Source organism: Methylobacterium sp. 391_Methyba4 (assembly GCF_029691625.1).
GTDB lineage: Bacteria > Pseudomonadota > Alphaproteobacteria > Rhizobiales > Beijerinckiaceae > Methylobacterium > Methylobacterium fujisawaense.
Genome location: NZ_CP121475.1, coordinates 1,882,753 through 1,900,000, shown reverse-complemented (window position 1 = coordinate 1,900,000; position 17,248 = coordinate 1,882,753). Strand labels below are relative to the sequence as shown.

General features: G+C 72.2%; 15 protein-coding genes (1 of these 15 cut by a window edge). 5 read left to right on the top strand and 10 right to left on the bottom strand.

Annotation, left to right across the window (positions count from 1 at the left end):
- The 3 genes in view from P9K36_RS08965 to metG are tightly spaced (at most 32 nt apart) and all read right to left on the bottom strand, a layout consistent with a single transcriptional unit that may run on beyond the window.
- Positions 1–620 carry the 5' portion of an MBL fold metallo-hydrolase gene (locus tag P9K36_RS08965; RefSeq protein ID WP_043354553.1) on the bottom strand. The gene continues 184 nt to the left of window position 1, outside the view, so only the first 620 of its 804 coding nucleotides appear in the window; the start codon lies at positions 618–620; the stop codon falls past the left edge of the window.
- 28 nt (positions 621–648) lie between these two features.
- Positions 649–1,452, bottom strand: coding sequence for a TatD family hydrolase (locus P9K36_RS08960; protein WP_043756678.1), 804 nt, complete (start codon positions 1,450–1,452; stop codon positions 649–651).
- A gap of 32 nt (positions 1,453–1,484) precedes the next feature.
- Positions 1,485–3,062, bottom strand: a complete 1,578-nt coding sequence (metG, locus tag P9K36_RS08955) for a methionine--tRNA ligase (protein ID WP_043354549.1) — start codon at positions 3,060–3,062, stop codon at positions 1,485–1,487.
- Between the two features lie 230 nt (positions 3,063–3,292).
- On the opposite strand from metG, the gene P9K36_RS08950 reads away from it, so the two are divergent.
- Positions 3,293–3,511 (top strand): hypothetical protein, encoded by a 219-nt coding sequence (locus P9K36_RS08950; protein ID WP_043756676.1) that lies wholly within the window; start codon positions 3,293–3,295, stop codon positions 3,509–3,511.
- A 564-nt stretch (positions 3,512–4,075) separates the two neighbouring features.
- Here P9K36_RS08950 and P9K36_RS08945 read toward each other — a convergent pair.
- The 6 genes from P9K36_RS08945 to P9K36_RS08920 form a co-directional block, all read right to left on the bottom strand.
- Positions 4,076–5,128, bottom strand: a complete 1,053-nt coding sequence (locus tag P9K36_RS08945; RefSeq protein ID WP_043756674.1) for a DNA polymerase III subunit delta' — start codon at positions 5,126–5,128, stop codon at positions 4,076–4,078.
- A 383-nt stretch (positions 5,129–5,511) separates the two neighbouring features.
- Positions 5,512–6,234: a dTMP kinase gene (tmk, locus tag P9K36_RS08940; protein WP_100794081.1), complete on the bottom strand. Its 723-nt coding sequence runs from the start codon at positions 6,232–6,234 to the stop codon at positions 5,512–5,514.
- A 10-nt stretch (positions 6,235–6,244) separates the two neighbouring features.
- Positions 6,245–7,489: a D-alanyl-D-alanine carboxypeptidase family protein gene (locus P9K36_RS08935; protein WP_043354561.1), complete on the bottom strand. Its 1,245-nt coding sequence runs from the start codon at positions 7,487–7,489 to the stop codon at positions 6,245–6,247.
- A gap of 172 nt (positions 7,490–7,661) precedes the next feature.
- Complete coding sequence (locus P9K36_RS08930) at positions 7,662–8,993, bottom strand: septal ring lytic transglycosylase RlpA family protein (protein WP_043761076.1); 1,332 nt, start codon at positions 8,991–8,993, stop codon at positions 7,662–7,664.
- Positions 8,994–9,274: 281 nt separating this feature from the next.
- Positions 9,275–9,613 (bottom strand): ribbon-helix-helix domain-containing protein, encoded by a 339-nt coding sequence (locus tag P9K36_RS08925; RefSeq protein WP_043354543.1) that lies wholly within the window; start codon positions 9,611–9,613, stop codon positions 9,275–9,277.
- Positions 9,597–10,244: a ParA family protein gene (locus P9K36_RS08920; protein WP_278306918.1), complete on the bottom strand. Its 648-nt coding sequence runs from the start codon at positions 10,242–10,244 to the stop codon at positions 9,597–9,599. Before P9K36_RS08920 ends, P9K36_RS08925 begins: the two co-directional genes overlap by 17 nt.
- Before the next feature lie 318 nt (positions 10,245–10,562).
- Here P9K36_RS08920 and P9K36_RS08915 point away from each other — a divergent pair, with 318 nt between their 5' ends.
- Both P9K36_RS08915 and P9K36_RS08910 read left to right on the top strand, forming a co-directional pair.
- Positions 10,563–11,177 carry a PAS domain-containing protein gene (locus tag P9K36_RS08915; protein WP_051044948.1) on the top strand — a complete coding sequence of 205 codons (615 nt, stop codon included), beginning with the start codon at positions 10,563–10,565 and terminating at the stop codon, positions 11,175–11,177.
- 79 nt (positions 11,178–11,256) lie between these two features.
- Entirely contained in the window at positions 11,257–12,894 is a 1,638-nt protein-coding gene (locus tag P9K36_RS08910) for an acyl-CoA synthetase (RefSeq protein WP_053609825.1), read from the top strand.
- Positions 12,895–12,950: 56 nt separating this feature from the next.
- Here P9K36_RS08910 and P9K36_RS08905 read toward each other — a convergent pair whose 3' ends face one another.
- A complete protein-coding gene (locus tag P9K36_RS08905) occupies positions 12,951–13,136 on the bottom strand; it encodes a hypothetical protein (protein ID WP_053609826.1) in 186 nt (61 codons plus the stop codon).
- Between the two features lie 291 nt (positions 13,137–13,427).
- Between P9K36_RS08905 and P9K36_RS08900 the strand changes: the two genes are divergently transcribed.
- Together P9K36_RS08900 and P9K36_RS08895 are read left to right on the top strand one after the other, a co-directional pair.
- On the top strand, positions 13,428–14,729 hold the full coding sequence (locus tag P9K36_RS08900; protein ID WP_075380018.1) for an alpha/beta hydrolase: 1,302 nt from the start codon (positions 13,428–13,430) through the stop codon (positions 14,727–14,729).
- A gap of 239 nt (positions 14,730–14,968) precedes the next feature.
- The gene (locus tag P9K36_RS08895) at positions 14,969–17,245 is read left to right on the top strand and encodes a TonB-dependent siderophore receptor (protein WP_043756668.1); all 2,277 of its coding nucleotides are present in this window, start codon (positions 14,969–14,971) and stop codon (positions 17,243–17,245) included.
- The last annotated feature ends 3 nt before the right edge of the window (positions 17,246–17,248 follow it).

The following is a 17,248-nucleotide window of genomic DNA, read 5'->3' as shown; positions in this document are numbered from 1 at the left end:
CGCAGGGCATCGATGATCAGCAGGTCGAGACCGTGGAGCCGGGCCAGGGTCGCGTCCGGGATCAGGCTCACGTCGGGCATGTAGGCCGCATTGCCGAAGCGGAAGCCGAGGGCGGCCTCGTTGCCGTGCTCCACCGGGAGCGATGCCACGGTGATCGGGCCCCCCTCCCCCTCCAGGGTCAGGTCGCGGTCGGCGTCGAGGTCGCGCAGGTCGAGGATCGGCGGGTAAGCGCTTCCGGGGGGCGTCTCGAAGCAATAGCCGAACCGGGTCGTGAGCAGCGACCGGGTCAGGGCGTCCGCGTAGACCGGGATCCGTGCCCGCATGGCGATCACCAGCGGGCGCAGGTCGTCGATTCCGTGGGTGTGGTCGGCATGGGCGTGGGTGTAGAGCACCCCGTCCAGACGCCGGATGCCGGAATCCAGGAGCTGCTCGCGCAGATCGGGGGAGGTGTCGACCAGAAGCGTGGTCCGCCCGGCCCCGGATGCCCGCTCGACCAGGATCGAGCAGCGCCTCCGGCGGTTGCGTGGCTCCTCCGGATCGCAGGCACCCCAGCCGGTGCCGACCCGCGGCACCCCGCCGGAGGAGCCGCAGCCGAGGATCCGCAGGGTCAGGCGCGCCATCCGGATCTCCCGCTCCCGCCCGCTTCGGTCACGCGCCGCTGCGGGGCGTTGCGCCGGCCGCCTTGTCGAACAGGCTGAAAAAGTTCGCTGTGGTGATCCGGGCGAGGTCCTCGGCCGGCAGCCCGAGCGTCTCGGCGAGGGACCGGGCCGTGTCGGCCGTGTAGGCCGGCTCGTTGGTCCGCCCGCGATGGGGCTCGGGGGCGAGGAACGGCGCGTCGGTCTCCACCAGGATCCGATCCAGGGGCACGCTCCGGGCGATGTCGCGCAGATCGTGCGAGCGCCGGAAGGTGACGATGCCCGAGAAGGACACGAACAGCCCCAGCTCCACCCCGGCCTCCGCCAGCCGCTTCCCCGAGGAGAAGCAGTGCAGCACCGCCCGGAAGGGTTTGTGGCCCATCTCGTCGGAGAGCACCCGCTCCATGTGGTCGTCGGCGTCGCGGGCGTGGATCACCAGCGGCAGGCCGGACAGGCGCGCCGCCTCGATATGGGCGCGCAGCACCCGCTCCTGCACCGCCTCGGGGGCGGCGTCGGCGTAGTGGTAATCGAGCCCGGCCTCGCCGATCCCGACGCAGCGCGGGCTGGCCGCGGCGATCTCCGCGATCGCCCCGGCGGCGACGTCCGGCTCATCGGCGGCCCCGTGGGGATGGGTGCCGATCGTGTACCAGACCTCCGGATGAGCCTCGGCGATCGCCCGGTAGGTGTCGGCCTTGGCGACCCGGGTGGCGATGGTGAGCATGCCGGTGACGCCCGCGGCCTTCGCCCGGGCGATGACCCCGGGCAGGTCGGCGGCGAAATCCGGGAAGTCGAGATGGCAGTGGCTGTCAATGAGCATCGGGTCTCGGGGCCGTCGGGCGGCAAGATTCGTCAGGCGGACGGGGTCTCGGGGCGCTCGAAGCGCGGGAAGATCGGCGCGGGGGCGGCGAGCGCCGTGCCCGGCACGAGCCGGCCCCCCTCCCCCACGGCGGCGAGGCTGCGCCGGTCGGCCGGCACCGCCAGCAGGTCGAGGAGCTTGGCGGCCGCCCCCGGCACGAAGGGCTGGGTCAGGATGCCGAAGACGCGCAACGCCTCCAGCGTCGTGTAGAGCACGGCGTTCATCCGCGCCGGGTCGGACTTGCGCAGGCGCCAGGGCTCCTGGGCGGCGAAGTAGCGGTTCGCCTCCGCCACCACGGCCCAGATCTCGGCGAGGATGCTGTGCAGCGCGAGGTCGCCCATCAGGGTGCGGGCGCGCTCCGGCAGGGCATCGACCTGGGCGAGCAGGGCGCGGTCGGCCTCGTCCAGGCTGCCCGGATCCGGCACCGCACCGTCACAGTTCTTGGCCACCATCGAGAGCGAGCGCTGGGCGAGGTTGCCGAGGTCGTTGGCGAGATCGGCGTTGATCCGGCCGATGATCGCCTCGTGGCTGTAGCTGCCGTCGCCGCCGAACGGCACCTCGCGCAGCACGAAGTAGCGCACCGGGTCGACGCCGTAGGTGTCGGCAAGCTCGAACGGGTCGAGGACGTTGCCCAGCGACTTCGACATCTTCTCGCCCTTGGAGAGCAGGAAGCCGTGGCCGAAGACGCGCTTGGGCAGGGGCAGCCCGGCCGACATCAGGAAGGCCGGCCAGTAGACCGCGTGGAACCGGACGATGTCCTTGCCGATGATGTGCAGATCCATCGGCCAGAATTTTTTTCGCGGATCGGACTCGTCGGGGAAGCCGGTGACGGTGAGATAATTGGTGAGCGCATCGACCCACACGTACATGACGTGGCTCGGATGGCCGGGCACCGGCACGCCCCAGTCGAAATTGGTGCGGCTGACCGAGAGGTCCTTGAGGCCGGAGCGCACGAAGCTCGCCACCTCGTTCCGGCGGGTGTCCGGCCCGATGAAGTCGGGCTGGTCCGCGTAGAGCTGCAGCAGCCGGTCCTGATAGGCGGAGAGCCGGAACAGGAAATTCTCCTCCTCCATCCACACGACCGGCGTGTCGGTGGCGAGGCTGCGGCGGCTGCCGTCCTCCAGGAGCCGGGTCTCGGCCTCGTCGTAATAGGCCTCGTCGCGGACCGAGTACCAGCCGGCATATTTGTCGAGGTAGATGTCGCCGTTGGCCTCCATCCGCCGCCAGATCTCCTGGGCGGCGGCGGAATGGCCGGGCTCGGTGGTGCGGATGAAGCGGTCGTAGGCGCAGTCCAGCCGGTCGGCCATCGCCTGGAACCGGGCGGCGGTGCCGTCGACATACGCGCGCGGGGTGGTGCCGGCCCGGGTCGCGGCCTGCTGGATCTTCAGCCCGTGCTCGTCGGTCCCGGTGGAGAACAGCACGTCGTAGCCGTCGAGCCGGTGGAAGCGCGCGATGGCGTCGGCGGCGATCACCTCGTAGGCATGGCCGATATGGGGCGCGCCGTTGGGGTAGGAGATCGCGGTCGAGAGGCCGAAGGTTTTTTTCAGGGGCGCCGGGGCGTTGGACGTCACGTCTGTGGTGTTCCGGATGAGCGCGGGAAGCTGCCCGCGTTGTCGCGCGACCGGAGCCGGGACGCAACCGTCGCGGCCGGCAAGACCGGCGCTGCCGCGACGGCGGCCGGTCCGGGAGGCGGCCGTCGTCGACCGTCTCCGGACATGCGTCATAGTCCCCGCGCGCCGGTGGCGCCGGGGGCATGGCCCGGGAGCGAACACGAGGGACGCGGGACGCCGCGGGAACCCAGGTGTCGGCCAAAGTCGCGCGGGATCCGATCCCCGCGGCGCCCCGCGGCATCGACCGGGCGCCTGCCCCGGCCGGTGCCGTCTTTCTCGTCGCGGCGTCTCCAGCGCCCCGGTCCTGCGACTCCCTGTTCGCGGTCTCGGGCGAAGCCCAGGCACGCCGTGCCCGCACCTCCGGAACCCGCATCAGCGCCGTGGCCTTCCAGCCGCCCCCCGCCTCGTAGTGGGCGGGTCCGCAGGTCGCTCAGGGTCGGCCCAGAGGCGGGTCGGCGCGGGGGCATTTCCTCGACCCCGCCGGGCAAACTGCCGCCCGGTCTCACGCCCGCTTCCGAGACACGCCCCGCACCGGTCCGCCGCCCGGGGCGATGGCGGCTGAAAGCCACCGACGCGGGCGCCGCCCCGCCCCCGGACCCGCCCGGTCAGCCACCGGGCGGGCCCCCGAAGGACGCCCCGGGATCGCTCCCGGGCCGCCGCGGACAGGTGCGGTCAGGAAGCACAAAATAGGAACATTGTCAAGGTGCGGGCGGCGCGTCCGGGCGGTGATGCCCTGCGCCCATCGATCCGCGCGGTCATTCCGGGGTGCCGCAGACGAACCCGGACCCGGAGGGGTACGCCGGAGCCGGGCGACCCGGGAACACCGTCCGTGCGAGGCCGTGCCGCCTCGGCGTGTCTGGATCCCAGGCCCCGCCGGGCGGCCCCGGGACGACGGGATGCGGCGGCCTCACGCGGCGGCCTCACGCAGCGGCCTCTCACGGCGCCCATCGCCCGCGGCACCGCCGCGTCCGGCCCTACGCCACCTCGGCGAGGTCGCCGAACAGGGACAGCATCACCGGGCGCCGGTCGAGGTTGTAGATCGCCGCCTCCCGGGCGGCGCGGCCGAACCGGTCGGCGACCTCCACCAGGGCGGCGAGGCGGGCGGGGGGCTCGTCCCGGCGCCGGTCGATCTCAGCCGAGACGAAGCGCAGCACCGCGTCCTGGGCGGCCTCGAACCGCGCCTCCGCGTCGCGGCCCGCCAGGGTCTCGGCCAGCTTGAGCACCCGGCCCCAATCGGGCGTGCGCGCCCGCGCCAGCAGGGTCTCGATCTCGGCCACGAGGCCGGCGGTGACCGGATCGAGCATCGCCAGCGCCCGGGCGACCGAGCCCTCGCACTGGGCCAGCGCCCGGGCCAGGGCGGCCTCGTCGGGTTGCGGGAAGGGCTCGGGCAGGCCGCGCACCACCTGGGCGACCGCCGCGGGGGACAGCGGGCGCAGCATCAGGACCCGGCAACGGGAGCGGATGGTCGGGAGCAGCCGGCCGGGCTGGTGGGACAGGATCAGGAACAGCGCCCGGGGCGGGGGCTCCTCCAGGACCTTGAGCAGGGCGTTGGCGGCGTTGGCGTTGAGATCCTCGGCGCTGTCGAGGATGCAGACCCGCCAGCCGGAATCCGTGGCCGTCGAGGCGAAGAGGTCAAGGGCCCGGCGCACCATGTCGACCGAGATCTTGGTCGGCAGCGTCTTGGTGCCGGCGGTCCGGTGGCGGCGCAGGACCACCAGATTCGGGTGCGACAGGCCCGCCACCTTGCCGATGACGGCATCGTCCGCCGGCACGTCGAGGCCCGCCGGCCCGCCGCCCGCGGGATGGGCGAGCAGGCGGCGCGCGACCCGGTAGGCCAGCGTCGCCTTGCCGATGCCGGGGGCGCCGCCGATCAGCCAGGCATGGTGCAGGCGGCCCGCCGCGATCGCGGCCGCGAAGGCGTCGGCCGCCGCCCCGTGGCCGACGAGCCCGAGGGTCTCGCGCGGGCGCGGGATGCCCGACAGGTCTCCGGGCTCGACGTCGTCGGCGGCGCGGTCCACGGGTTTCATGCGAGCCTTCGCTCCTCTGGCGGTTCCGGCACCGCTGCGCTTCCGGAAGCCCACGGGCGGTGCCCAGCGCCCCCGAGAGCGCCCCTCGGAACGCCCCTGGGCCGGTCGCACCGGCCTCGCCCGGGCCTCACCGACCCACCCCGCGCCGGTCGCGCGCGGCCCTGCGTGCCGAGCCTGCGTGCCGAGAATGGGCCTCTCCGGCATTCTCGCGCGCGGAACAGGGCGAGCGGAGGTTCCACCGCCGACGCGCCCTGCACCCCGTGATCGTGCGCCGGCTCGACCTTGACGGGTCAGCGCCAGGGAGCGGCGGTTTCCATCCGGACGATAGCCCGGACGATAGCCCGAACGGGGCACGCCGCAAACCGGCCGCGGAGCGCCGCCGCTCACACCGCATCGCCGCTTCTGCCCGTCCCCTTCGGCCGGTCGGGCAGAAGCTCGGGCAGCCGGGACGCGACGACGGCCCGGATCGCCGCCTCGACCGCGTCGGGATCGCGGGACGCGTCGATCACCGCGCAGCGCTCCGGCTCGGCCCGGGCGATCGCCAGGAAGGCCTCCCGCAGCCGGATGTGGAAGTCGAGGGCCTCGGCCTCGAACCGGTCGGCCCCCTGCCCCGTCCCGGCGCCGCGCCCGGCCGCGCGGGCGAGGCCCGCCTCGGGGGCGAGGTCGAGGATCAGGGTGAGGTCGGGCCGGGTCGGGCCGACGACGACCCGCTCCAGGGCGTCCAGGATCCCGGGATCGAGGCCGCCTGCGGCGCCCTGATAGGCCCGGGTCGAGTCGATGAAGCGGTCGCACAGCACGATCTCGCCCCGGCGCAGGGCCGGACGGATCAAGCGGTCGAGGTGGTCGATCCGGGCGGCGCTGAACAGCAGGGCTTCCGCGAAGGGGCCGTAGGGCTTGGCGACGCCGTCGAGCAGGGCCGTGCGGATCTCCTCCGCCCGCGGCGAGCCGCCGGGCTCGCGCGTCACGCAGACGGCCCGGCCCGATTGCGCGCGCAGGGTCGCGGCGAGGCGGGCGATCTGGGTCGACTTGCCGGCCCCCTCCCCCCCCTCGAAGGTGAGGAAGGCGCCGCCCGCCTCCGCGGGATCCCGGAGCCGCAGCACGGTCACGCGCGCGCCGTCACGAGGGGTTGGCCGCCCCGGCAGCACCCTTGTCAGTCCCCTTGTCGCCACCCTTGTCGCCGCCCTTGCCGGCCCGGTCGAGGGCCTTGCGGACGAGGCCGGTGCCGAATTCCAGCGCCGCATCCATCGCCCGCTGCGACAGCGTGCCGGGCTCCACCGAGGCGCCGGCGTAGAGGGGCTGGTCGAGGGCGACCGTATCGCCGCGCTGGATGCGCAGGACGCCGACTCGCCGGCCCTCCTCCACGGGGGCGACGAGGGGCCCGGTATAGATCACCTTGGCGCTGACCCGGTCGCTGGAGCCGCGCGGCAGCAGGACCCGCACGGGCTTCTTCGCCACCAGCGGCACCGAGCCCGACTGGCCGCCATACACGGAGGCTTCGGCCACGGTCTCGCCCGGCGTGAAGACCTGCCGGGGCTCGAAGGCGCGGAAGCCCCATTCCATCAGCTTGCGCGACTCGGAGGCGCGGTCCCGGGCGCTCTTCAGCCCCGAGACCACCAGAACGAGCCGCTGGCCGTTCTGCACCGCCGAGCCCGTGAGCGCGTAGCCCGATTCCTCCAGGTAGCCGGTCTTGAGCCCGTCCGCGCCGATGTCGAGGGCGAGCAGCGGGTTGCGGTTCTGCTGGCGGATCTTGTTCCAGGTGAACTCCTTCTCGGAGAAGATCTTGTAGTAATCCGGGTAGGTGTCGATGATGTGCAGCGCGAGCTTGGCCATGTCCCGGGCCGTGACCTTCTGGTCGGGCGCCGCGTAGCCGGTGGCGTTGCGGAAGGTCGAGTTCGTCAGCCCGATCTCCTTGGCGCGCTGGTTCATCAGCCCCGCGAAGGCCTCCTCGGACCCGGCCATGTTCTCCGCGATGGTGATCGCCGCGTCGTTGCCCGACTGCACGATCAGGCCGCGCAGCAGGTCCGCCATCTTGATGCGGCTGTTGACCTGCGCGAACATCGACGAGCCGCCCCCGCCGGCGCCGCCGCGCTTCCACGCGTCCTCGGTGACGGTGAACTCCGTGTCCATGGAGAGGCGGCCGGATTTCAGCGCCTCGAACACGATGTCGGTGGTCATCAGCTTGGCCATGCTGGCCGGCGAGAACCGCTCGTCGGCGGCCTTCTCGAACAGGACCGAGCCGGAATCGGCGTCGATCAGGATCGCGTGCGGGGCCGCGGTCTGGAAGCTCTGTGCGGCGGCGGCGGCGAGGCCGGCGCCCAGGGCGCAGGCGGCCGCGAGGAGGGTGAGAAGGGGTCTGCGCATCACCGTTCCGTCCCACGCCTGCCGCCGGCCCGGAAGCATCCCGGCCGTATCCCAATAACAAGCGTGACCATATTACGGTTTCGGCGCCGGATCGAACGCGAAATGCCGCATCGGCGGCCGAGACCCGGCCGGGATCCGGCCGAGGCCCCGATGGCCGACGCCGCGGGCGGCGTCAGTAGATCCCGGCCAGGCGGGCGTGATGGGCGCCGGCAGGGGCGGCGATCCTGCTCGGTGACGCCTTGCCGGGCGCCGCGGACTTGGCAGGCGCTGCGGACTTGGCAGGCGCCGCGGACTTGCCGGGCGCCGCCTTGGACGGCGCGGCCGCCGCGGGCTTGGCCGGCACGGCGGCGAGGCGTGCCATGGCGAGCTTGGCCGAAGCCGGCAGCGGCGCGGAGGGCGGCGCGGAGGGGCCCTTGGCGAGCTTCGTCGGGCCGGGCGCCGGAGCCCCCCGGCCGTGGACCTCGGCGAGCGCCGGACGGGCGGCCGAGCCGGGTTTCGAGGCGATTTTCCCGGCAGCGGCATGCCCAGGCGCCTGGGGCGCTCCCTGGGCGAGGGCCGGGTTGAGACCCGCGACCTTCAGGTTGCCGGCCCCGACGCCGCCACCCTTGGCGGCGGCGGTCTGGACGGGGGCGGGCCGGAACTCCCGCACCCGCGGGGCGGTGGGCTGCACGGCCGCCGGGACCGTCACGGCGGCGGAGGCCAGCATGATCGGCGCGCGCACCGGTGCCGTCCTCTCGGGCCGCGCGGCCGGGGTCTCGGCGGGCTCCGACGCGGAATCCTGGGCGGGACGGAAGGCCAGCGGCGCCGGGGCGGAGCGCGTGTAGCGCTCCGTGTCCTCGGTCGGGCCGAGATCGGCCATCATCACGGTCGAGCGGCCGGCCGGCCGGCCGTCGGTGCGCAGGCTGGCGAGCAGCTTGCGGTCGTCGCTGCCGGCCACCGAGGCCTTGCCGACATATTCGACGCGCACATGCGCGGTGCCCTTGCGGTGGAAGCCCAGGGCGTCGGCCGCCTCCTCCGACACGTCCATGACGCGCCCGGCATGGTAGGGGCCGCGGTCGTTGACGCGCACCACCATCGAGTAGCCGTTGTCGAGGTTCGTCACCCGGGCGTAGCTCGGCAGCGGCAGGGTGGGGTGGGCGGCGGCGATCGAGTGGCGGTCGAACACCTCGCCGTTGGCGGTCATGCGGCCGTGGAAGGCCGAGCCGTACCAGGAGGCGAGCCCCTCGCGCACGTAGCCGTTCGGATTCTCCTTCGGCACGTAGGTCTGGCCGGCGACCACGTAGGGCTTGCCGGTGTAGCGGCGGCCGCCGCCCTTCGGGATCACGTCGCCCTCGTTGTAGAGGCGCGGGCTCGCCTTGACCCCGTATTTCGGGTCGATACCGTTCCCGGCGGCGAGCTTCTGCTGGGGCGAGGTGGCGCAGTTGGCGGTGGCCAGGGCCACGCCCGAGACGGCCATGAGCCGCAGGGCGAGGCGCGCCGGCCGGGGAAGCGTCGTGCGCACCATCGTGGGGGTCACCAAACTCTACGCGTGGCCGGGGCCCGAACCGGACCGGACCCGGACGCGCCAAGAGGCCCGCGGCCGGGTCCACCCAGAATTGTAGGGATCGCGTAAAGGAAGCCTGAACGTTGCCGGAGGTCGGGGTTCAGGCGCTGCGCCCGACGGTGCCGGGCGGTTCGTGCGTGATCTCAGGATCGACGCATAAATGGCTGTTCGAGAAGGGGAAAGGCGCTCCCGGAGGGCATCTCCCTCCCCGCCGCGGGGGAGGGAGGCGGAGCCGCCTGCCCTCAGCGGGACTGCGCGTCGGTCAGCTGCGCGATCGACTGGGCGCCGCGCTGCTTGAACAGCAGGTCGAGGCCCTCCAGAATCAGGGCGTGCATCTTGGTCCTCTCGGCGTAGGCGAGGTCGCGCAGCTGGTCGTAGACCGGCGGCTCCAGATAGACCGACATCTGGCGGGCCCGCTGCTTGAGCGTGGCCGCGGGCTTCGGCACCGGAGGCGCGAGGGTCAACGACACGATCTCGGCGCCCTGCGGCCGGACCGCCGGCGCGGATCGGGCGAGGGGCTTCACCTGCGGGCTCGCCGAGGCCACGATCGCCGCGAGGCTGAGCTTAGGCGGCTTGGACATGCTGACCCGTCCTCAGGGGCTGCGTGCGGCGCTCGATCCAGGACCAGAGGCGGCGGACCTCCCCGGCGGCCTGGCCCTTCGGGTTGAATTCGGTGACGCCCTGCCCGAGGCCGATCGCGTCCTGGTGGTCGGTGCGGGCGACGATGTTCACGTCGGGCAGGATGCCGAGCACCGCCAGCCCGTCCGCGGCGTCGCGGATCCGGTAGGAGCGCGGCGGGGTCTGGTTCAGCACGAAGGCGAACTTCTTCTCCAGCCGGTAGACGGCGGCCAAGGTCGGCTTGAACGCCCGCAGGTCCGCGGGGGTCGGCCGGCACGGGATGATGCACAGGTCCGCCGCGCGGATCGCCGACAGCGTGCCGGTGGAATCGACCCCCGGCGTGTCGATGAACACGTAATCGTAGGCGGATTCGCGCAGGCGCTCCATCACGGCGTCGATCTGGGTGGCGTCGATCTGCGCCACCTCGGGGCCGTCGGCGGTGCGGTGGTCGAGCCAGTCGGAGATCGTGGCCTGCCGGTCCATCTCCAGGATGCAGACCGTGTGGCCGGCTTCCCGGGCGGCCACCGCCAGGGAGATGCACAGCGTGCTCTTGCCGCTGCCGCCCTTCTGCGTGACGAAGGTGATCGCTTTCATCCTGGGCGTCCTCCAGAAGGCCCCGTGCATCCGTTCGGGCGCCCGCGACCGCCGGTCGCTGCGCCGTCTGGATCAACCTCAGGTATGGAATTTGCGGCGTGCCGCGATCCTGTGACCCAAGGATGTCCCAAGGCAGGTTGCGGCCGACATGGTTAACGACCCGTTAAGACGGCGCGTCGTTCCGAAGATCCAGGCCCAATGCGGCCACAGGCTATCCATCTAAACTTCAGGTTAAGATTCTTAGCATATAGAGAGTTAACAGCCTTTCCAGCGGCGCTCGGATACCGTAGCGTGAGCGCGGGTGAGACGAGGAGTCCGATGGGGGTGAAAACCTCAAGTTTAAAAGCGGGTGTCGCCCCGGCGCGGACTGGCGCGGCCGAAGCCCCGATCCCGCAAGCCGTTCTGGAAGCCTCCGGCGTCGTGGGCACCTGGGCCCACGATTACTGGGCGGGGCAGCTGGCGCTCTCGGCCACCTTCGCGGATCTGCTCGGCCTCGACCCCGAGGCCGCCGCCGGCGGGGTGTCCCTCGAGGTGTTCCTCGATCACACCCATCCCGAGGACCGCATCCGGATCGAGAGCTACCTGCACGCGATGGCCGAGACCGGCGGTCCGGTCGAGGCGGAGTTCCGCACCCGCGACACGCGCACCGGGATCCGCACGCTCCTGATGCGCGGCCGGATCGAGCGGGACCCCGCCGGCGGGGCGACCCGGGGGCGCGGCATCGCCATCGACCGCACCGAGGAGCAGGCCGCCAATCTCGTGCAGAGCGAGCGGGTGGTGAACCGGATGGCCGAGCACATCATCGCCCTGCGCGACCTCGCCCGCGCCCTGCACCGGCCGACCCTCACCGACCGGATCGAGCACCTGATGATCGAGATCGGCTTCGAACTCGCCCGCTTCCTGCCCGAGCCCGAGGACGAGCCCCGCCACTGAGGATGTCCGCGCCCGCCCGATTGATCGCGCCCGTCCCGGCAAGCTACGGTCCCGGCAACATTTTGCCGGGAGGACGGGGATGGCCCGCGACACGATTTACGACCGCGACCTCGACCGCGTCCCGGCCAACCACCAGCCGCTGACCCCCCTGCTCTACCTGGACCGGGCCGCGCGGGTGTTTCCCGAGCACGTGGCGGTGGTCCACGGCCCCCTGCGGCGCTCCTACCGGGACCTCTACGCCCGGGCGCGCCGCCTCGCCTCGGCGCTGGCGGCGCGCGGGATCGGCCGGGGCGACACCGTGGCGGCGCTGCTGGCCAACACTCCCGAGATGATCGAGTGCCACTACGGCGTGCCGATGACCGGGGCGGTGCTCAACACCCTCAATACCCGCCTCGACGCCGGCGCGATCCGCTTCTGCCTGGAACACGGCGAGGCCGCGGTGCTGATCACCGACCGCGAATTTTCCCGCACGGCCGCCGCGGCGCTGGAGGGGCTGGAGACCAAGCCGTTCGTGATCGACGTGGACGATCCCGAATACGACGGCCCCGGCGCCCGCCTCGGCGAGACCGACTACGAATCGTTTCTGGCCGGCGGCAACCCGGAGCACGACTGGCGTCTCCCGGACGACGAGTGGGACGCGATCGCCCTGAACTACACGTCGGGCACCACGGGCGACCCGAAGGGCGTGGTCTACCACCACCGGGGGGCGGCGCTGCTGGCGCTCGGCAACGTCATCACGGGCGGGCTCGGCCAGCACCCGGTCTATCTCTGGACCCTGCCGATGTTCCACTGCAACGGCTGGTGCTTCCCCTGGACCCTGTCGGTGGTGGCCGGCACCCATGTCTGCCTGCGCCAGGTCCGGGCGGAGGCCATGTACCGGCTGATGGACGAGCACGGGGTCACGCATCTCTGCGGGGCGCCGATCGTGATGCAGATGCTGATCAACGCCTCCGATGCCGAGCGCCGCGACCTGCACAAGCGCGTCGCGTTCTTCACCGCCGCCGCGCCGCCGCCGGAGGCGGTGCTCGCCGGCATGTCGGAGGCCGGGTTCGACGTGACCCACCTGTACGGCCTGACCGAGAGCTACGGGCCGGCGGTTGTGAATGCCTGGCACGGCGACTGGGACGCCCTCGCGGCCGACCAGCGGGCGGCCAAGAAGGCGCGCCAGGGCGTCCGCTATCCGGTGCTCGAGGCCCTCGACGTCCGCGACCCTGAGACGATGGAGCCGGTGCCCGCCGACGGGGCCACGATCGGCGAGGTGATGATGCGCGGCAACGTGGTGATGCGCGGCTACCTCAAGAATCCCGCCGCCACGCAGGCCGCCTTCAAGGGCGGCTGGTTCCGCACCGGCGACCTCGGGGTGAAGCACCCGGACGGCTACGTGCAGCTCAAGGACCGCTCGAAGGACATCATCATCTCGGGGGGCGAGAACATCTCGTCGATCGAGGTGGAGGACGCCCTGTTCAAGCACCCGGCGGTGGCCGCCGCGGCGGTGGTGGCCAAGCCCGATGCGAAATGGGGCGAGACCCCCTGCGCCTTCGTGGAGCTGAAGCCCGGCGCATCCCCCAGTGCCGACGAGCTGATCCAGTGGTGCCGGGGGCGGCTGGCCTCCTACAAGCTCCCCCGCCACGTGGTGTTCGGCGAATTGCCCAAGACCTCCACCGGCAAGGTGCAGAAGTTCATCCTGCGCGAGCGGGCCCGGCAGGAGGGGACCTGACCGGCATCCGTCGGAAGATCCCGGCGGACGGGGCTGACGCCGCCCGCTCGGACCGATCAGGCCTGCGGCGGAATCCGGCGGTCGACGCGGACCGGGACCGGCACCGCCCTGGGGGCGGACCCGGCGTCGCGGAGGTCCGCGAGGATCTGAGCGACGAAGGCCTGGAGCGACACCACGCTGAACAGGCTGATGGCGGCGACCAGGGCGGCGGAAACCAGGGTCTTGGCGGTTGCGGGATCCACGGCTGGAGTCCTTGGCTTTGCCCCGCCGCGGGTGATCCGGGCGAGGGGCGCGCGTAGCGGCGCCGATGCGGTCCCAAGGTGGGCGTGCCGCCCGCGCCGCGCCAGCACCGCCGCGGGCGCGCCTGGCATGCGCCGGGGGCCGGGCTCGGCCGCGATCCGGGTGCCGTGACGCTTCGCCCGACCCCGCCGCGGACATCGCGGGCGGGATGGTGCAGCTTTCCCGGCTGGCCGAACGTTGCGTTTCCCGCAATAAGCGCCCGCGCGGAGTGGCGCGCATCCGGGAGAGACGGCATGGCCGGCAACGGCATCGCGAACGGCGCCCGCGCGGCGCTGCTCGCCGTTCAGGGGCTGAGCCTGTCTGCCGGGCTGGCCGCCGGGTTGGCGGCGGGACTGGCGGCGGGGCCGGCCCGGGCCCAGGGCCCTGTCCCGGCCCAGCCGCCGGCGCAGGCCGCCGCCCCCCAGAGCGTGGCGCCCGCCTCCGCCCCGGCGGGACCGTCCGAGCCGGTGACGCGCGCCGGCTATTTCTACATCGGCGGCCGCTACCAGAAGCTCGGCGACAAGACCGTGATGGTCGGCCAGATGTTCGTGCAGTCGCGCAGCCCGGCCCGGATCACGCAAGCCTACCCGGTGGTGATGGTCCACGGCCTCGCCCAGACCGGCGTGAACTACCTCGCCACCGCGGATGGCCGCCCGGGCTGGGTGCAGCGCTTCGTCGAGAAGGGCTACCCGGTCTACGTGGTCGACCAGGTCGGGCGCGGGCGCTCGGGCACCAACCCGGAGGTCTACGGCCCCTACGACCGGCTCGGCACCCGGAGCCTGGAGCGCACCCACACGGCCCCGGAGGTCTACGACCTGTACCCGCAGGCCAAGCTCCACACCCGCTGGCCGGGCGGGGCGGGCGTGCCGGGCAACGCCGCCTTCGATCAGTTCTTCGCCAGCCAAGTCCCCTTCCTCGCCAACAGCCAGCAGACCGAGGAGCTGGTCGATCCCGCCCTGCTGGCCCTGCTGGAGAAGATCGGTCCGGCGATCCTGATCACCCACGGCCAGGCGGCCCTGTTCGGCTGGGCCGCCTCGGATGCGCGGCCGGACCTCGTCAAGGCGCATGTCGCCGTCGAGCCGAACGGCCCGCCCTTCTTCGACGTGCAGTTCCGCGGCGGCAAGGAGTTCTGGGAGAAGACCGGGGACGGGCGCGCCCGGGCCTACGGCCTGACCCGCATGCCGCTGACCTTCGATCCCCCGGTCAAGGCCCCCGAGGACCTGATCGTGGCGCAGCAGGCCAAAGGGTCTGACGCCAAGGGGGGCGATCCGAAGGGGGGCGACGGGCGGATCCGCTGCTGGCTGCAGGGCGAGCCCGTCCGGGCCCTGCCGAACCTCGCGAAGGTGCCGACCGTGGTGGTGACCGCGGAGGCCTCGTTCCACGCCACCTACGACGAGTGCACCATCGCCTTCCTGACCCAGGCCGGCGCCAAGCCCGACGTGGTCCGGCTGGCCGATCAGGGCCTCCACGGCAACGGCCACATGATGATGCTGGAGACGAACAGCGACGCCGTGGCGGACGTCCTGGCCGGCTGGATCGCGGGCCGCGTGAAGTAGCCCCGGGCCGCCGGGCCGCGGGCCCGGTCGCTGCACCACCGATACGTGTTGAAATGGCAACAGCCCTCGTCTTCCGCGCGAAGGCTGCTTGCGGCCGCGCCCGGCTGCCCGTAGTCCGGGGCTGGAAAGATCAAGTATTACAGTAGTTTATCACGATTCTAAACAGCGCGGCTGACACGTCGGGGGCGAATCCGGCGAACGCGGCCGGCTGCCCGCAGCGTCGCATCCGGCAAGAGATCATGAGAGCCGCCCACCCCCTCCCCGGCGCCACGGGCATCGTCCGGCGCGTCACCCTGCGCACCCTCCTCGCCGGCGCCTCCCTGGCCGTCCTGGCGCAGGCCGCGCCGGGCCCGGCCCGCGCGCAGGACGCCGCGCCGCGCCGCGGTGCCGCCGCGGCGCCGGCCGGCAGCAGCGTGCAGCTCGAGGAACTCAGCGTGGAGAGCCAGGGCGGCGGCGGGCCGGCCTCCGCGGTCCGCGCCGGGGCGCCCGCGCGCGCCGTGGAGAGCCCGACCGGCCCGATCGACGGCTACGTGGCCCGGCGCTCGGCCACCGCCACCAAGACCAACACCCCGCTGATCGAGACCCCGCAATCGATCACCGTCGTGGGCCGCCAGCAGATCGACACGCAGAACGCCCAGACCCTGCAGCAGGCGACCCAGTACGTGGCCGGCACCTATGCGGGCACCTTCGGCGCGGATTCGCGCCTCGACTATTTCCAGCTGCGCGGCTTCGTGGCGAGCGATTACGGCCTCTACCGCGACGGCCTGCAGCTCCTGAACTACGGATTCGCGTATTACCGGGTCAACACCTACGGGCTGGAGCGCGTCGAGGTGCTGCGCGGCCCCGCCGCGGTGCTGTTCGGGGCCGGCAATCCCGGCGGCCTGATCAACCAGGTCACCAAGCGCCCGACCGAGACGCCGTTCGGCTCCATCGAGGTCGGCGGCGGCTCCTTCGACCAGCGCTACGCCGCCTTCGACGTCGGCGGCCCGGCGGATCGGGAGGGCCACTGGTTCACCCGCCTGACCGGCTACGCCCGCAACGGCGGCACCCAGGTCCAGGGGGCGCCGGACGACAGCTACTACATCGCCCCGGCCTTCACCTATAAGCCGGACGGCGCGACCCGGCTCACGATCCTGTCGAGCTTCCAGCGCGACAACTCCGCCGTGACCTCGAACTTCCTGCCCTATTACGGGACGGTGAAGCCGACCGCGCTGGGCCTGCGCATCCCGCGCGCGCTCAACGTCGGCGATGCCGGCTTCAACACCTTCCGGCGCGACCAGGCCTTCATCGGCTACGAGTTCGAGCACGCCTTCGACGAGACCTGGACGGTCCGCCAGAACGCCCGCTACGCCTTCGCGGAGAGCTACCAGAACTCCTATATCGGCCAGCTCGGCTATGCCGATCCGCAGCAGACGCAGCTCGCCCGCTACCTGTTCCGGGACCACGCCAAGGTCGCCCAGCTCGACGTCGACACCCAGGCCGAGGCGCAGTTCTCCGACGGCTTCTTCCGGCACCACTTCCTGATGGGCGTGGAGTACCGGAACTTCCAGATCCACGACAACCAAGCCTCGGGCTTCCCGGCCCCGAACCTGAACATCCTCGCGCCGGTCTACGGTCCGCAGACGGTCTCCGCCTCGCCGTACCTGATCAACGCCGACTCGTTCCAGCAGGTCGGGCTCTACTTCCAGGACCAGATCAAGCTCACGCCGGAGCTGAGCCTGATCCTCGGCGGCCGGCAGGACTTCGTCGACAACCGGGTCTACGACCGCCTGACCCCCGCCAACAGCAACGGCCGCAACGACAGCGCCTTCACCTACCGGGCGGCGGCGATCTACAACTTCGACTTCGGCCTCGCGCCGTACGTGATGTACTCGACCTCGTTCCAGCCGCTGATCGGCACGGACATCAACAGCCAGACCTTCAAGCCGGAGACGGGCGACCAGATCGAGGGCGGCGTCAAGTTCGAGCCGCCGGGCCAGGGCTACTTCCTGACCTTCGCGGGCTTCGACATCCACCGCAACAACGTGCTGACGCCGAATCCGGCGAACACGCTGTTCCAGAGCCAGCTCGGCGCGGTGCGCTCCACCGGCTTCGAGGCGCAGCTGGTGGCCAACCTATTCGACGGCCTCAACGTCGTCGGCTCCTTCACGGTCTTCGGGATCAACACCGTGCGGGGCACCGTCGACCAGCTCGGGCGCGTGCCGGTCAACACCCCCGAAAACCTCGCCAACCTGTTCTTCGACTACACGATTCCGACCGGCGACTGGCGCGGCTTCGGCTTCGGCGGCGGCGTGCGCTACATCGGCCGCTCCTTCGCCGACGTCGGCAACACCCTGCGCCTGCCGGACTACGTGCTGTTCGACGCGCAGGTGCACTACGATTACGAGAACTGGCGCTTCCAGGTGAACGCCACGAACCTCGCCGACCGGCGCTTCGTCTCCTCCTGCCAGGCGCAGAATTCCTGCTTCTACGGCGATGCCCGGCGGGTGCTGGCGAAGATCAGCTACAAGTGGTGAGGG

What these genes read in the sequence shown, in the direction of transcription:
- P9K36_RS08960 (WP_043756678.1), bottom strand. Translation starts at nt 1,452, where the DNA reads ATGCTCATTGACAGCCACTGCCATCTCGACTTCCCGGATTTCGCCGCC.
- P9K36_RS08945 (WP_043756674.1), bottom strand. Translation starts at nt 5,128, where the DNA reads ATGAAACCCGTGGACCGCGCCGCCGACGACGTCGAGCCCGGAGACCTG.
- P9K36_RS08935 (WP_043354561.1), bottom strand. Translation starts at nt 7,489, where the DNA reads ATGCGCAGACCCCTTCTCACCCTCCTCGCGGCCGCCTGCGCCCTGGGC.
- P9K36_RS08930 (WP_043761076.1), bottom strand. Translation starts at nt 8,993, where the DNA reads ATGGTGCGCACGACGCTTCCCCGGCCGGCGCGCCTCGCCCTGCGGCTC.
- P9K36_RS08925 (WP_043354543.1), bottom strand. Translation starts at nt 9,613, where the DNA reads ATGTCCAAGCCGCCTAAGCTCAGCCTCGCGGCGATCGTGGCCTCGGCG.
- P9K36_RS08920 (WP_278306918.1), bottom strand. Translation starts at nt 10,244, where the DNA reads ATGAAAGCGATCACCTTCGTCACGCAGAAGGGCGGCAGCGGCAAGAGC.
- P9K36_RS08915 (WP_051044948.1), top strand. Translation starts at nt 10,563, where the DNA reads ATGGGGGTGAAAACCTCAAGTTTAAAAGCGGGTGTCGCCCCGGCGCGG.
- P9K36_RS08910 (WP_053609825.1), top strand. Translation starts at nt 11,257, where the DNA reads ATGGCCCGCGACACGATTTACGACCGCGACCTCGACCGCGTCCCGGCC.
- P9K36_RS08900 (WP_075380018.1), top strand. Translation starts at nt 13,428, where the DNA reads ATGGCCGGCAACGGCATCGCGAACGGCGCCCGCGCGGCGCTGCTCGCC.
- P9K36_RS08895 (WP_043756668.1), top strand. Translation starts at nt 14,969, where the DNA reads ATGAGAGCCGCCCACCCCCTCCCCGGCGCCACGGGCATCGTCCGGCGC.